Raw genomic sequence first — 14,052 nt, 5'->3', positions numbered from 1 at the left:
GACATCGGCCGCAGGCTTTTTGCTTTCTGCTCCCGCCTCAAGCCTTCATGCGTCCGAACAGTCGGCGATAGCGAGAAGGCAGGTCCTGCATACGCATCATGATGGGCAGATCGGCGGTATTGAAGTCGCTATCCCAGGCCGGCGCCCCCAGCACCTTGGCGCCGGCGCGCAGATAGCCCTGGATCAGCGCTGGCGGCTCGACCTTCAGCGCATCCACCGAGACATTGCTGATACATGCCAGCTCCTCGGGCAGGGCCACCCGTGGGCGCACCTGCAGCTCGGGCTCGGCCAGATGGCTCTGGCGCAGCTGCTGCCAGATGCGTGCCGGGCCTTCGCCATGGGCCAGACCGGGGTACTGCATGGGAATGCTGGCGCAGCCCACCATGGCCTCCAGCTGGTTGCGCTGCATGAACTCGGCCAGTGCTCCCCAGAGCGCCAGAATCACGCCGCCCTGGCGATGCTCCGCATGCACGCAGCTGCGCCCCAGCTCCACCATCTGCGCACGCCAGGCGTTGATGGGCGAGAGGTCGAACTCCTGATCGCTGTACAGGCCGCCGGCGCGCTGGGCCTGAGCGGGGGTCAGCAGACGGTAGGTGCCGATCACCTTGTTCTGCTCTTCATCGCAGACCATCAGATGCTCGCAGAAATCGTCGAAGACATCGATGTCGTGACCTGCCACGGGTGTCTGCAGCACAGCACCCATTTCTTCGGCAAAGATCTGATAGCGCAGGCGCTGGGCCTGGCGAACCTCGTCCAGATGACGCGCCCAGCGCACCTGCAGGCGCAAAGCGGGCGCTGCAGCGTGTGCGGGACTGGCGGGGCGATGGGAAAGCGAGGGAGCCGATGACGGTGTCGTCGCGATGCTCTGGCCATTCAGCGCATCAAGAATCTCGGGATGCCTCATGTCTGCTTTCCTCCGGTGTTGGACGCAGTTGGCGGCCTGCCTGTGCCACACGGTGTGTCTGCGTGGCGTCATTGTGGAAAACGCAGATGAAGCCCGCGCGACACTTGGATGACGGTTGCATGACAAACCATGGCAGCTGCCATCCCTGCACAGAGAGCTGAATTGCTGCTCGGGATTGTGGTGAATGGGAAAGCCGGAGTGGGCGACAATCGACATATGAGTTTCGCCCCCCTGACCAATGACACCTTCCTGCGCGCATGCCGTCGCCAGGCTACTGACTACACGCCCCTGTGGCTGATGCGCCAGGCGGGACGCTACCTGCCCGAATACAAGGCCACCCGCGCCAAGGCCGGCAGCTTCATGGGTCTGGCCACCAATGTGGACTACGCCACAGAAGTGACCCTGCAGCCGCTGGAACGCTTCCCTCTGGACGCGGCCATTCTGTTCAGCGACATCCTGACCGTGCCCGACGCCATGGGCCTGGGCCTGTCGTTCGCCGAAGGCGAAGGTCCGCGCTTTGCCAAGGTCGTGCGTGATGAGGCCGCCGTGGCCGAGCTGGCCGTTCCCGACATGGACAAGCTGCGCTATGTATTTGACGCCGTCACCAATATCCGCAAGGCGCTCAATGGCCGTGTGCCCCTGATCGGCTTCTCGGGCAGCCCCTGGACTCTGGCCTGCTACATGACCGAAGGCAAGGGCAGCGATGACTATCGCACCGTCAAGTCGCTGATGTACTCGCGCCCCGACCTGATGCACCGCATCCTGGAAGTCAACGCCGACAGCGTGGCCGCCTACCTGAACGCCCAGATCGATGCCGGCGCCCAGGCCGTGATGATTTTTGACAGCTGGGGCGGCGTGCTGGCCGACGGCGCTTTCCAGGAATTCAGCCTGGCCTACACCAAGCGCGTGCTGGCTGGTCTCAAGCGCACCGGCGTGGACGGCAGCGACGTGCCCCGTATCGTCTTCACCAAGGGCGGAGGCATCTGGCTGCCCGACATGAAGGACATCGACTGCGAAGTGCTGGGTCTGGACTGGACGGCCAATCTGGGCAAGGCTCGCGCCATCGTGGGTGGCGAAATCGGCGGCCCCGGCAAGGCGCTGCAGGGCAATATCGACCCCAATGTGCTGTTTGCCGCACCCGAGCAGGTCGCCGCCCAGGCGCGCGCCGTGCTGGACAGCTTTGGCAAGCCCCATACCGACAAAAGCACCACCGGCCCCACCCACATCTTCAATCTGGGTCATGGCATCAGCCAGTTCACCCCGCCCGAACATGTGGCCGCGCTGGTCGAAGCTGTGCACAAGCACTCGCGCCTGCAGCGCGCTCAGGGCTGATTCCCGCTGCAACAACGGCCTTGCCGGGCCTTTGTTGCAGCATCACAAGCTCGCATCACCCAAGCGGAACAAGTGGTTATTGGACGACAATCCCTGGCCTGAGACGCAGAACAATAGCGGCAAGCCATTGATTTCAAACCACTAAATCTCAGAACTCTCGAAATTCGGCGCCAGCAGTGTTTGGCGCTTTTTTATTTTTTCACTTCTTCCTGCCTCGATTGAAGGAAGTTATCCACATGTGGATGTTCCGAGGAGGCATCAGGTCTCGCGGCTGCTTGCATTCCTGCTATTTTTTTGGGAAGTTAAGGACTTTGCACCATGGTTTGCGCGCAGTTAAGTTTAGGGAGGTTCTCGGTTGACAGTGCCTCACCACCTGATTTATGCACAGATCTGGCAAGGCAGAGTCCCTGCATGCGTCCCGTCCGCCCCATCTCACAAAAGCATCAGAAATAGATATAAGTATTTGTTTTTAATATATTAATTACTGATGCATCCAGTTCTTCCGCTGCCTTCCAGATGCGAACCGGACTTGACTGGAGCTTTGGCGCATATTTTTTCTCACAAAGTTATCCACAGAGCGCAAAGCCTTGGCAGGCCTCAAAATCTGCTATAGCTCTGAGTAGCTGCGGCCCTGGCAGCTCTTTCCCCTTATCCCAGCCCATGTCCCATACCGTTCACGTTGCCGTCCAGACCCCTGCCCATAGCGCCGTAGGTGATCTGTTGAGCTACGGCAGCGACACGCCGCTGGAGCCCGGCACGCTGGTACGCGTTCCCCTGGGAAAAAGGGAGTTGCTGGGCGTGGTCTGGGATACACCGGCCGCCCCCGAAGCGATTCCCGATGGGGTGGAGCTGCGCAGCATTGCAGCCCAGTTGCAGGGCATAGCGCCGCTGGACCAGGCCTGGCGACGGCTGGTGGCCTTTGCCGCCTACTATTACCAGCGCAGCCTCGGCGAAATCGCCGTCGCCGCCCTTCCACCACAATTGCGTGAGATGTCGCCTGAGCAACTGGCCCGGCGACTGGCTCCGCCCAAGACAGCCAAGACGCCAGCCGGCAAGCGCAGGAAGACACAGGCCGCCGAAGCAGCACCGGCAAGCGCCGAGACCGTGGATCACACGCCTGACGCCAGCAGCGCAATGCCTTTGGTCGCGCTCAGCTCCGAGCAGTCCTCGGTTTTCGAGCAGATTGCGCAAAACCCCGGCCCCTTCCTGCTCTATGGCAGCACCGGCAGCGGCAAGACAGAGGTTTATCTGCGCGCCGTCCAGGCCATGCTGGATGCCAGGCCCGAGGCACAGGCTCTGGTGATGGTGCCCGAGATCAATCTCACGCCGCAGTTGGAAGAGCGCTTCATCGCCCGCTTCGTGCCCCGGTACGGCAGGGAGGCCGTGGTCAGCATGCACAGCGGCATGACCAACCCTCAGCGCCTCAAAAGCTGGCTGGCCGCGCACACGGGCCGCGCCCGCATCGTGCTCGGCACACGCATGGCCATTTTTGCCAGCGTGCCGCAGTTGGCGCTGATCGTGGTCGATGAGGAGCACGATGCCAGCTACAAGCAGCAGGAAGGCGCGCGCTACTCGGCGCGCGATCTGGCCATCTGGCGCGGCCGTGATACCGGCGCCAAGGTCATTCTGGGCAGCGCCACCCCGTCGCTGGAGAGCTGGCATGCCTCGGACCCTGCAGTCGGCCGCTACCTGCGCCTGCATATGCCCAGCCGTATCGGCGCGGCCAGCATTGGCGCGGCCGGCTCAGATGCAGCCGGCTCAGGCGCGGCCAGCCTTCCCAGGGTGAGAATGGTGGACATGGGCCAGCAGCCCAAACGCGCCGTGTTCTCGCCACCGCTGATCGAGGCCATTACCGAGCGCGTCAAGCGCGGCGAGCAAAGCCTGATCCTGCTCAACCGCCGCGGCTTTGCCCCCGTGCTGTTCTGCGCCGACTGCAACTGGAAGAGCGACTGCCCCCATTGCAGCGCCCACCAGGTCTTTCACAAGGGCGATCGCACGCTGCGCTGCCACCACTGCGGCTTTACCCAGCGCGTGCCGTTTGCCTGCCCCAGTTGCGGCAACCCCGACATCCTGCCGCTGGGCAAGGGCACGGAGCAGTTGCAGGAAGAGCTGGAGCGGCTGCTGCGCAATGTGCAGCGCCCCGACGGCAATCCGGCACGTGTGGCGCGCATTGACGCCGACACCACCAGGGCCAAGGGCAGCCTTGAGCAGCAACTGGCCCAGGTGCATGCCGGCGATGTGGATGTGCTGGTCGGCACCCAGATGGTGGCCAAGGGCCATGACTTCCGGCGCATCACGCTGGTTGCCGCCGTACAACCCGACAGCGCGCTGTACTCCAGCGACTATCGCGCCCCGGAGCGACTGTTCTGCCTGCTGATGCAGGCCGCCGGGCGCGCCGGGCGCGATGCGCAATATGTGAAGGCCCAGGGCAGCCATCCGGAGATGTGGATTCAAACCCACGACCCTCAGAACGCCGTCTACACCGCACTGCGCAAGCATGACTACCCGGCGTTTGCCAGGCAGCAACTCAAGGAACGGCTGGACGCCGGCATGCCGCCCTATGCCTTTCAGGCCATAGTCCGCGCCGATGCACGCGCCCAGGAAGCCGCACAGGCTTTCCTGAATGCCGCCACCCAGGTCGCCAAAGAGGCCAAGCTGCCTTATCTGGACGAGGTGTTCATCTACCCGCCCATCCCCATGGCGGTGCAGCGCGTGGCCAATGTGGAGCGTGCCCAGATGCTGCTGGAGGCCGCAAACCGCAGCGCCCTGCTGCGCTTTCTGAATGCCTGGCAGCAGTATCTGCACTGGCTGCGCACTCTGCCCGAGCACAGACCGCTGGTGCGCTGGCTCGTGGATGTGGATCCCCTCAGCATCTAAAGCCGCCGAAAATTTAAGGGTTTTAAGTCTTCAGCCCTTTACCCATAAGCGCTGACAGCTATCAATTTATATAAACCACAGGCGCCTGGCAAATCCATCGGGATTTGCGCGAATGGGCAAGCCGGCATGGCTATTGCATGGTGTGAGGCTCGGCTCCACAAGAGGCCGTTTCATTCAATCACGGAGCACTACTTCATGCAAAAACAAGTCTTCCGCCAGTCCTTGCTGGCCGCCACCATTGCCGTTCTGGGCGTTCTGTCCGCCCCCGGCGCAGCTCTGGCGCAGGATGCATCGCCTGCAGCCGCGCAGGCGGTCAAGGCACAGGCAGCCAAGCCCAATGTGGTGGTGCTGGCCACGGGCGGCACGATTGCGGGTGCCGGTGCCTCGACCGTCAACAGCGCCACCTACACGGCCGCCAAGGTCCCTGTGGACAAGCTGCTGGCCGGCCTGCCCGAGCTGGCCCAGATCGCCAACGTGCGTGGCGAGCAGGTGTTCCAGATCGCTTCCGAGAGCTTCACCAACGACAATCTGCTGACTCTGGCCAAGCGCGTCTCGCAGTTGGCCAAGCAGCCTGATGTGGACGGCATCGTCATCACCCACGGCACGGACACGCTGGCCGAGACGGCCTACTTCCTGAGCCTGACCGTGCACACCGACAAGCCCATCGCCGTGGTCGGCAGCATGCGCCCGGGCACGGCGCTGTCTGCCGATGGTGCGCTGAACCTGGTCAATGCCGTCAGCGTGGCCGGCTCCAAGGACGCCAAGGGCAAGGGCGTCTTCGTCACCATGAATGACGAGATCAACACCGCCCGCGATGTGAACAAGGACATCAACATCCAGACCGGTGCCTTCAAGAGCCAGTGGGGCCCGCTGGGCATGGTGGTCGAGGGCAAGAACTACTGGTTCCGCGCGCCCGTCAAGCGCCACACCATGAACTCCGAGTTCAATATCGACAACATCGACAAGCTGCCCCAGGTGGACATCGTCTATGCCTATGGCAGCGTCCAGCCCACGGCCGTGAATGCCCTGGTCGATGCCGGCGCCAAGGCCATCGTCCATGCCGGCACCGGCAATGGCTCTGTGGCCGACCGCATGGTCAAGCCGCTGCAGGATGCCCGCGGCAAGGGCGTGCTCGTCGTGCGCTCGTCACGCGTGCCCTACGGCTTTGTGCTGCGCAATGCCGAGCAGCCCGACGACAAGTACGACTGGGTGGTCGCCCACGATATGCGCCCCGAAAAGGCACGCCTGCTGACCATGCTGGCGCTGACCAAGGGCGCCAACACCAAGGAACTGCAGCGGATGTTCTGGGAGTATTGAGCACTCCCCCTGAGGCGCTGACGCGCCTTTCCCCTCTCTCTGGCGCTGAGCGCCGGAGGGGGACGACACCTTCGGTGCGGGGCGGCGGGGCCGCCTAGGCCCTTGCTCGCTGTCTCTTTGTTGGGGTGTGCTTGATTTGCGGCTTTAAGCCGAAACAGCGGTTTGCGCAGGCTGGTCTTGCGCAAGCCGCTCTTGTTTTTGATCAGGTCATCAGCGCCACGGCAGCGGAGAAGCTGAGGAAGGCCAGGCTGGTCGACACCAGGATGATGCGCGCCACGCGACCGCTGTGGGCGCCGTAGCGCTCGGTCAGCAGCGACACATTGCTGGCCGAGGGAAGAGCCGCCAGCAGCACCAGCACCACCAGGGTTTCGTGCTGGAGCGGCAAACCCATCGCGATCGCGGCCAGTCCGACGGCCCAGACCAGCAGCGGATGGACGACCAGCTTGGCCAGCGCAACCGGCACATAGTCCCGCGCAGCCACGCGTTCGTGGCTGTTCATCTGCGAGCGCGCCAGCACGGCACCTATGGTGAACAAGGCCACCGGCGAAGCCGCTGCGGCCAGCATGGCCACGGTCTTGTCCACCGGGCCGGGCAATACCCAGCCCATGGCCGACGCCAGACCGCCCAGCAGAATCGACCAGGGCATGGGATTGGACGCCATGCCCTTGAGCGAATTGCGCACCGCCAGCCAGATTCCTTGCCCTCCCGCCAGATCGAGCCGCGACAGCGCAATGCAGGCCGAGGTGGTGATGACCATGTCGATGGCCATGGTCACGATCACCGGCCCCGCGCTCTGCGCGCCCAGCAGCGCCGCCAGCATGGGAACGCCCATGAAGCCGGTGTTGGGAAATGCCGCCACCAGAGCGCCGAATGCGGCATCGTTCCAGCCCAGGCGCCTGCGTGTCAGCAGCACGGTCGCGCCCACCATCAGCACCGCACAGAGCAGATAGACCAGGGTGACGTTGATGTCGAGCAGCTGATGAATCGGTGTCTGCGCGCCAAAGCGGTACAGCATGCAGGGCAGCGCGAAGTACAGCACAAAGGCATTGAGGCCGGGGATCGCTGCCTGGGGCAGGATGCCGCGCCATGTGGCGGCAAAGCCGCAAGCCACCAGCGCAAAAAAGGGAAAGGTGATGAGTAGAACGGACAGCACCGGCAAATTGTGACAGCGCGCTGCGGCAGACTTCTCAGAGCCTTCGATGAAAATTTTTCAGCGCCCCCCGGTGGACAAAACAAAGCCTGCGCAAGGCAGGCCGCTGTGACGGATGCAAGGACAGCGCGTCAGAGCCTGAGCTCCTTTTCCACATCGGCAGTCTTGCGGCGTGCCAGTGCCAGATTGGCGCGGGCCTTGTCCAGCACCAGATAGAAGAACACACCGTCGTTGGCGGCCACGGGACGGATGATGTGATATTGCTTGCCCAGAGTGATCAGGATGTCGTCGATCTGGTCGTTGAGATTGAGCATGCGCATGGTCTTGAGCTTGGCGCGCACCACCTCGGTGTTGCCGGCCGCAGCCAGCTCCATGTCCACGCCGCCGCCGACGCTGCCCATCAGCATGCCGCTGGCGCTGTCCACGAGAGCGCCACAGACGGCGCCGTCGGTGGTCATCAAAGCGTTCAGAGAATCCTGGATAGAGGCCATAAATCCACCTTTTTGAAAAAGCAAGACAAGGAACCCGTGCGCAGTATGCGCACCCACTCGGACTCAGAACTCCAGTGAACCTGTGATCAGGAAGGCAGGTACCCTGTGGCAACCTCGCCGGCCGCCCAAAGCGCGCGACCCAGCAAGGCGTTCTGATCGACCACCAGACAGAGAACGGCCGGGAAAGCGCCATTCACCGCCTGGAAGACCACGGTGCCCGACTCCGTCTCGAAGGTCAGGCGCTTGCAATCCTTGTGACCGATTTCATTGGCCACGGCCCTGGCCATGGCCATCAGCGAGCCCGCCATGGCCGACAGCCGCTCGGTCGGCAACTCACTGCGAATGCGCAGCGCGGCAATCTCGAAGCCGTCAGGGGTGCAGAGCAAGGCGATATGGACGCCTGCAACCGGTGCGACCACGCGCGCCAGGATTTCCTGGCCGGCCTGCACCGCATGGGCCGGAATCACGAGAGAGGTATGGGTATTCATAGGGTCTGACTTTGCAGGGACAGCAGTGACGCCAGCACGCTCAGCGCATCCAGCATCTGCTGGCGATCACGCGGGTCGGCTTCGATCAGCGGGGTGATCTCATGGCCTCTGGCCACCAGGGCCGAACTGAACGCCTCCAGCCTTGCTCCGCTGGCGCTGCGGCAGCTGAGAATGAGCATCAGGGGAGCCTGCTCCAACTCCGCGATCCCCGTCAGCATCTCGCTGGCGTAATCCACCGCGCCCGCGTCGTTGACGTCCAGCATCAGCAGCGCCCCCACCGATGCCGAGAGCACCCAGCGGCGCACGAAATCGAAACGATCCTGGCCGGGACTGCCCACCAGCTGCAGCCGCTCGCCCGAGCCCAGGTCGATCTCGCCAAACTCCGCCCCTACCGTGGTGAACTCCTTGCTGTGTGCCGCCCTGTCCAGATTGCGCACATCGCTGCCTGCCATGAATTCCCCGCACAGGCTGCGCAGCGCCGTGGTCTTGCCTATGCCCATGGGCCCAAGCAGACTTACCCGCAGCAGGCCCTGGCCGGGCTGCATGGGCATGAAAGAGGTCATGTGCGTCCTCCACGGCTAATCCAGCCCGTCAGTTTGCTGACCCATTGGAGCGTCACCGAAGTGGCGGCCTGCCTTGGGGTGCTTGATTTGCGTGCGTCCGCTGGCTGCTCGGGGCCGCGCGGACTGCAGTGCAGGACGGCCTGAAGCTGAGGCAGGGACAGCAGGGTCGATAGCTGCGGCATTTCGATGCCGGCGTGCTCGGCCAGCGATCTGGCATCGATGGGCCCGCGCGCGAGCAGCGCCAGCACGCGCATGTGCAGCGCACTGTTAGCGCTGCCAGGCAGGGCGACCCAGGACTTGATATGAAAGCGGTGCGAACAGTCGGCCCCCTGCTGCTGAAGCTCCTGCAGGGCACGCTGCAGCGACAGGGGTGCATCGGTCCTGTGCCGGGCTCTCCAGTCCATGAGGAAGACTGCTGCGCGATCGAGCATGTCGATCAGGTCGGACAGCGTAAAGTCCGCATCAAGATGTGCGGCCCAGCCCTGGGAGGAGCGCCCCAGCGGCTGCATGGCCGGCTCGCCACCGAGATAGACCACGCAGGGGGCTCTCGCCTCTGACTTGGCCAGCAGACTCTCCAGCCCTTCGATCACCAGCACCTCGGCCGCCTGGCGCGGAACCTGACGCCAGGCGGAAAGCGACTTGCGCGCGGCCACGGAGAACAGCGCTTCAAAGCGCTGCTGCACCGCAGGCGTCCAAAGTTCTGCGGCCAAGCTCACTTCACCGATGGTTCTCGCCATGCACAGCACCCTGACTGTTGAGGAAAAGACAATGAATCCCTCAACCATCGACAATTCGCTGGCGTTGTCGGGATCAAGGCCGGACACGAGACAATCTTCACGCTACATAACTAACACCTTATTACAACAATTATTCAAGTAACAGCAGAGCGCATGTGTAGGTGAAACGCTCGCTGAGTCCCTGATTTTTGTCAGTTGTGAGCGCTGTCATCAGGGCTCTTCACGGTGAAGCGGTATGCTCCCAGTCCTTGTTTTTGATGATGGGTCACTCTGCTTCATGTCTGCTGGTCTCAACCTCGCTCAGCTCCAGGCCGTGCATTACACCGACGGTCCATGCCTTGTTCTGGCAGGTGCCGGGTCGGGCAAGACCCGGGTGATTACGCACAAGATAGGCCGCCTGATCGAAACCGGTCTGGCGCCACGCCGCATTGCCGCCATCACCTTTACCAACAAGGCCGCCGCCGAAATGCGCGAGCGCGCCGCAGGTCTGATCGGCCGCCAGGCCAAGGAAGTGCTGATCTGCACCTTCCACTCGCTGGGCGTGCGCATGGTGCGCGAGGACGGCCACATCCTCGGTCTCAAGCCCCAGTTCAGCATTCTGGACACCGACGACGTCACCGGCATCCTCAAGGACTGCGCGGGCGGCACCACCGATGTGGCGACGGCCCGCCAGTGGCAGTGGACCATCAGCGGCTGGAAGAACCAGGGCTGGGACAGCCGCAAGGCCCTGGCCATGGCGCAGGACGACAACGAGCGCAGCACCGCTCTCATCATGCAGCGCTATGAAGAGCGCCTGACCGCCTACCAGAGCGTGGACTTCGACGACCTGATCGGCATGCCCATGCGCCTGCTGCGCGGCCACCCCGAAGTGCGTGAGAAATGGCAGCGCCTGCTGGGCCATGTGCTGGTGGACGAGTACCAGGACACCAATGCCACGCAGTACGAACTGCTGAAATTCCTGGTGGGCGAGCGCGCCCACTTCACGGCCGTGGGAGACGACGATCAGTCGATCTACGGCTGGCGCGGCGCCACGCTGGACAACCTCAGGAAGCTGCCCGTGGACTTTCCGCAGCTCAAGGTCATCAAGCTGGAGCAGAACTACCGCTCCACCAGCGCCATCTTGCGCGCCGCCAACAATGTGATCGGCCCCAACCCCAAGCTGTTTCCCAAGACACTGTTTTCGGAACTCGGCGAGGGCGAACCCGTGCGCATCGTCGACTGCGACACCGAAGAGCACGAAGCCGAGCGTGCCGTGGCCCGCATTCAGAGCCTGCGCGCCAATATGAACCCGCAGCCCGCGTGGAAGGACTTCGCCATCCTCTACCGCGCCAACCACCAGGCCAAGCCCTTCGAGAAGGCGCTGCGCAAGGCCAACATCCCCTACAAGGTCTCGGGCGGCACCAGCTTTTTCGACCGCGCCGAGATCAAGGACCTGTGCGCCTGGTTCCGCCTCTGGATCAACAACGACGACGACCCGGCCTTTCTGCGCTCCATCGGCACGCCCAAGCGCGGCATCGGTCACACCACGCTGGGCAAGCTCGGGGAGTTCTCCGCTGCGCACAAGCTCAGCATGTTCGGCTCGCTGTTCAATGCCATGCTGGAGGAGGCGCTGCCGCGCAAGGCCTTCGAAAGCCTGCTGGAATTCGGCCGCTATATCAACGACCTGGAATACCGCGCCCGCCACACCCTGGGCTTTGAAGCCTCGCGCAGCTTTCTGATCGACTGGCTCAAGGAAATTGGCTACGAACAGTATCTGTATGACAGCGAAGACAGCGAGTCTGTCGCCGCCGCGCGCTGGAGCAATGTGCTGGAGTTCTGCGACTGGATGGCCCAGCGCGCCGGTGGCCAGATCGAGGATGCCGCAGGCGCCGGTACCCAGACCGAGGTCAAGAGCCTGCTGGAGGTCTCGCAGAACATTGCCCTGCTGTCCACCATCAGCGAGCGCGAGAAGGAGCAGGACATGGTCGTGCTCTCCACCCTCCATGCCTCCAAGGGCCTGGAATGGCCCCATGTCATGCAGGTCGGCGTCACCGAGGGCATGCTGCCGTTCAAGCTGGACGACGACGACGGCAAGCAGCAAAAGGTCAGCGATGAAACGGCGGCGCGGCTGCAGGAAGAACGCCGCCTGATGTATGTGGGCATCACCCGCGCCCAGCGCACGCTGGCCGTGAGCTGGACCAAGCGCCGCAAAAAAGGCCGTGAGATGGTGGCCTGCCAGCCCAGCCGTTTCATCAAGGAAATGGGCCTCGATGCGGCCACGGCCAGGGAAGACCCGCGCGAGAAGCTGCGCAAGCTGCGCGAGGAATTTGCCGCGCGCAAGAACCAGGCGGCGCCGGGCGCCGCCAACTGAAGACCCGAGATGACTTTGAGAACTCTGATTTTCATAGCTGCCAGCGCTTTCTCCCTAAGCGCCTGCGCCCAGTTTGATTCCAAATCTGCCAGCACTTGCCCGCAAGACTGGCAGATGAGCGACAAGCAGTTGCAAGGTGAATGGACAGGCTCCGTCACCGGCAGCGAAGAAACCGCCCGCATGGTGCTGGGCCCGCATCCCGAGTGGGCAGGCAACGTCAAGGGCAGCATCAGCCGCCCGGGCGGCAGCCACCCCATGGTCGGCGATGTGAACGATGGCACGGTCACGCTCGAAGAAAGCGCTGACGGCTCACGCATCACCGGCGCCTGGCTGGGCGAAGTGGTCGACGGCAGCTGCGGTACAGAAATTCACGGCAGTTACCAGGAGGGAGAAAATGATCCACCCCGCGCGTTCATCATGCGCAAGGTCCAACCCTGAGCAGGGCTGGGCCTTGTCCTGCCTGTGCATTGATTGATCCCATGAGTATTCGCTTCTTCTCCCCGCCCCCCCTGACCCTGAGCATAGGCTTGACACTGGTCGGCGGCCTGAACCCAACCACCGCCAGCAGCGCGGAACTGCCGCCCCCCGAAAGCTGGCAGCAATGTGCTGCCACCACCAGCAACAACGACCGCCTGGCCTGCTTTGATGCCTGGGCACACAAGCAAGGCCCGGCGGTTGCGCCCCAGGCCACCGGTTGGAGTGCACCTGCAGCCAGCGCACAAGCTGCGCCTGCTCTCACTGCCGCTACCGCCTCGGCAAACGATGCCGCGCCCGCCAGTGCGGCCGGGGCGACTGCGGCGACTGTCGCCAGCGCCGACAGCGGCCTGGGTCTATCGCCCAACAACGGCGGCTGCCGCGATCCACGCTACACCGAGGTGTCGCGCTATTTCGAACTGGAGCCCGGCACGGACTGCGGCACCTTCAACTTCCGCGGCTACCGTCCCATGTCGGTCTCCGTGGTCGTGGGTGACGAGGTCAATCAGCAGCCCTATTCGCCCAGCCGCGGCCTGGCGACCGAGCAGCCCTACCAGAAGCACGAGATGCGCCTGCAGCTCTCGGCCCGCACCAAGATTGCCTCCGGCCTGCTGACCGGCCCCACCTCGAAGGGCAAGGATTCGCTGTGGTTCGGCTATACCCAGCAGTCCTACTGGCAGCTGTTCAACGGCGATATCTCGCGGCCCTTCCGCACCACCGACCACGAGCCCGAGGTCTTCTACGTCTACCCGACGGACGCCCAACTGCCGCTGGGCTGGCGCTGGCGCTACTCGGGCATTGGCATCGCGCACCAGTCCAACGGTCAGAGCAATCCGCTGTCGCGTAGCTGGAACCGCTGGTATCTGATGACCGGCGCCGAGCTTGGCAACCGCTGGCAGCTGCATCTGAAGGCCTGGCAGCGCATGAAGGAGAGCGCGCTCGAGGACGACAACCCCCACATCCAGGACTACATCGGCCGCGGTGAAGTCAAGCTGGGCTGGAACGTCAACGACCAGAATTACCTGGGCCTGACCGCTCGCGGCTCGCTGGGCCAGGGCAAGGGCTCCGGACGCATCGAATGGCTGCGCACCCTGGGCGAAGGCTGGAACGGCGGCAAGAGCAATCTGCGCCTGCATGTACAGCTGTTCAGCGGCTATGGCGACAGCCTGGTCGACTACAACAACAAGCGCACGGTGCTCAGCGTGGGCCTGAGCCTGCTGGACTTCTAAGCGCTGCCCGAGGCGCTGCGCCCGGGCGGACCCGCGCCTTCCCCAGGGGCGAGAGGCAACGGGGCAGCCCGGGCTCGCTGCCTCCGGCTTGGGGCTCGGGCTCGGGGAGTACCGCTTCTACAGATGGCGTCCGCCAGCTG

The 14,052-nt window shown here is 63.7% G+C and carries 12 protein-coding genes; 6 read left to right on the top strand and 6 right to left on the bottom strand.

The features are described 5' to 3' along the window. Positions 1 to 37 precede the first annotated feature (37 nt). Positions 38 to 904 (bottom strand): GNAT family N-acetyltransferase, encoded by an 867-nt coding sequence (locus tag DJFAAGMI_RS24280; protein WP_043006507.1) that lies wholly within the window; start codon positions 902 to 904, stop codon positions 38 to 40. A gap of 216 nt (positions 905 to 1,120) precedes the next feature. Here DJFAAGMI_RS24280 and hemE point away from each other — a divergent pair, with 216 nt between their 5' ends. The 3 genes from hemE (at position 1,121) to DJFAAGMI_RS24265 (ending at position 6,430) form a co-directional block, all read left to right on the top strand. Further along, complete coding sequence (hemE, locus tag DJFAAGMI_RS24275) at positions 1,121 to 2,236, top strand: uroporphyrinogen decarboxylase (protein ID WP_211459834.1); 1,116 nt, start codon at positions 1,121 to 1,123, stop codon at positions 2,234 to 2,236. A gap of 660 nt (positions 2,237 to 2,896) precedes the next feature. Beyond that, positions 2,897 to 5,113: a replication restart helicase PriA gene (gene priA / locus DJFAAGMI_RS24270; RefSeq protein WP_211459833.1), complete on the top strand. Its 2,217-nt coding sequence runs from the start codon at positions 2,897 to 2,899 to the stop codon at positions 5,111 to 5,113. Positions 5,114 to 5,308: 195 nt separating this feature from the next. Further along, the gene (locus DJFAAGMI_RS24265) at positions 5,309 to 6,430 is read left to right on the top strand and encodes an asparaginase (protein WP_211459832.1); all 1,122 of its coding nucleotides are present in this window, start codon (positions 5,309 to 5,311) and stop codon (positions 6,428 to 6,430) included. 202 nt (positions 6,431 to 6,632) lie between these two features. Here the strand turns inward: DJFAAGMI_RS24265 and DJFAAGMI_RS24260 are convergent, their stop codons facing one another. The 5 genes from DJFAAGMI_RS24260 to DJFAAGMI_RS24240 form a co-directional block, all read right to left on the bottom strand. Beyond that, on the bottom strand, positions 6,633 to 7,583 hold the full coding sequence (locus tag DJFAAGMI_RS24260) for an AEC family transporter (protein WP_211459831.1): 951 nt from the start codon (positions 7,581 to 7,583) through the stop codon (positions 6,633 to 6,635). Positions 7,584 to 7,711: 128 nt separating this feature from the next. Continuing rightward, positions 7,712 to 8,071, bottom strand: a complete 360-nt coding sequence (locus DJFAAGMI_RS24255; protein ID WP_211459830.1) for a hypothetical protein — start codon at positions 8,069 to 8,071, stop codon at positions 7,712 to 7,714. 86 nt (positions 8,072 to 8,157) lie between these two features. Further along, positions 8,158 to 8,559, bottom strand: coding sequence for a roadblock/LC7 domain-containing protein (locus DJFAAGMI_RS24250; protein ID WP_211459829.1), 402 nt, complete (start codon positions 8,557 to 8,559; stop codon positions 8,158 to 8,160). Then, complete coding sequence (locus tag DJFAAGMI_RS24245; protein WP_003059262.1) at positions 8,556 to 9,122, bottom strand: GTP-binding protein; 567 nt, start codon at positions 9,120 to 9,122, stop codon at positions 8,556 to 8,558. The genes DJFAAGMI_RS24250 and DJFAAGMI_RS24245 overlap by 4 nt, the downstream gene beginning before the upstream one ends. Beyond that, positions 9,119 to 9,907: a hypothetical protein gene (locus DJFAAGMI_RS24240; protein WP_211459923.1), complete on the bottom strand. Its 789-nt coding sequence runs from the start codon at positions 9,905 to 9,907 to the stop codon at positions 9,119 to 9,121. Before DJFAAGMI_RS24240 ends, DJFAAGMI_RS24245 begins: the two co-directional genes overlap by 4 nt. A gap of 229 nt (positions 9,908 to 10,136) precedes the next feature. Between DJFAAGMI_RS24240 and DJFAAGMI_RS24235 the strand changes: the two genes are divergently transcribed. The 3 genes from DJFAAGMI_RS24235 to DJFAAGMI_RS24225 all read left to right on the top strand — a co-directional run bounded on the left by DJFAAGMI_RS24235 (position 10,137) and on the right by DJFAAGMI_RS24225 (position 13,912). After that, complete coding sequence (locus DJFAAGMI_RS24235; protein ID WP_043006512.1) at positions 10,137 to 12,209, top strand: ATP-dependent helicase; 2,073 nt, start codon at positions 10,137 to 10,139, stop codon at positions 12,207 to 12,209. Positions 12,210 to 12,323: 114 nt separating this feature from the next. Next, positions 12,324 to 12,647, top strand: coding sequence for a hypothetical protein (locus tag DJFAAGMI_RS24230; protein WP_249334792.1), 324 nt, complete (start codon positions 12,324 to 12,326; stop codon positions 12,645 to 12,647). A gap of 41 nt (positions 12,648 to 12,688) precedes the next feature. After that, the gene (locus DJFAAGMI_RS24225; RefSeq protein WP_211459827.1) at positions 12,689 to 13,912 is read left to right on the top strand and encodes a phospholipase A; all 1,224 of its coding nucleotides are present in this window, start codon (positions 12,689 to 12,691) and stop codon (positions 13,910 to 13,912) included. Positions 13,913 to 14,052 lie beyond the last annotated feature (140 nt).

The sequence above is a fragment of the Comamonas brasiliensis genome (genome assembly GCF_018292285.1).
GTDB classification, from domain to species: Bacteria; Pseudomonadota; Gammaproteobacteria; order Burkholderiales; family Burkholderiaceae_C; genus Comamonas; species Comamonas brasiliensis.
The sequence above is the reverse complement of the archived record's forward strand: the minus strand, read 5'-3'. Positions and strand labels throughout refer to the sequence as shown.

Excerpts from the sequence above, each read along its gene's own strand:
- DJFAAGMI_RS24280 (WP_043006507.1), bottom strand. The coding sequence starts at position 904 with ATGAGGCATCCCGAGATTCTTGATGCGCTGAATGGCCAGAGCATCGCG.
- hemE (WP_211459834.1), top strand. The coding sequence starts at position 1,121 with ATGAGTTTCGCCCCCCTGACCAATGACACCTTCCTGCGCGCATGCCGT.
- priA (WP_211459833.1), top strand. The coding sequence starts at position 2,897 with ATGTCCCATACCGTTCACGTTGCCGTCCAGACCCCTGCCCATAGCGCC.
- DJFAAGMI_RS24265 (WP_211459832.1), top strand. The coding sequence starts at position 5,309 with ATGCAAAAACAAGTCTTCCGCCAGTCCTTGCTGGCCGCCACCATTGCC.
- DJFAAGMI_RS24255 (WP_211459830.1), bottom strand. The coding sequence starts at position 8,071 with ATGGCCTCTATCCAGGATTCTCTGAACGCTTTGATGACCACCGACGGC.
- DJFAAGMI_RS24250 (WP_211459829.1), bottom strand. The coding sequence starts at position 8,559 with ATGAATACCCATACCTCTCTCGTGATTCCGGCCCATGCGGTGCAGGCC.
- DJFAAGMI_RS24245 (WP_003059262.1), bottom strand. The coding sequence starts at position 9,122 with ATGACCTCTTTCATGCCCATGCAGCCCGGCCAGGGCCTGCTGCGGGTA.
- DJFAAGMI_RS24240 (WP_211459923.1), bottom strand. The coding sequence starts at position 9,907 with ATGGTTGAGGGATTCATTGTCTTTTCCTCAACAGTCAGGGTGCTGTGC.
- DJFAAGMI_RS24235 (WP_043006512.1), top strand. The coding sequence starts at position 10,137 with ATGTCTGCTGGTCTCAACCTCGCTCAGCTCCAGGCCGTGCATTACACC.
- DJFAAGMI_RS24230 (WP_249334792.1), top strand. The coding sequence starts at position 12,324 with ATGAGCGACAAGCAGTTGCAAGGTGAATGGACAGGCTCCGTCACCGGC.
- DJFAAGMI_RS24225 (WP_211459827.1), top strand. The coding sequence starts at position 12,689 with ATGAGTATTCGCTTCTTCTCCCCGCCCCCCCTGACCCTGAGCATAGGC.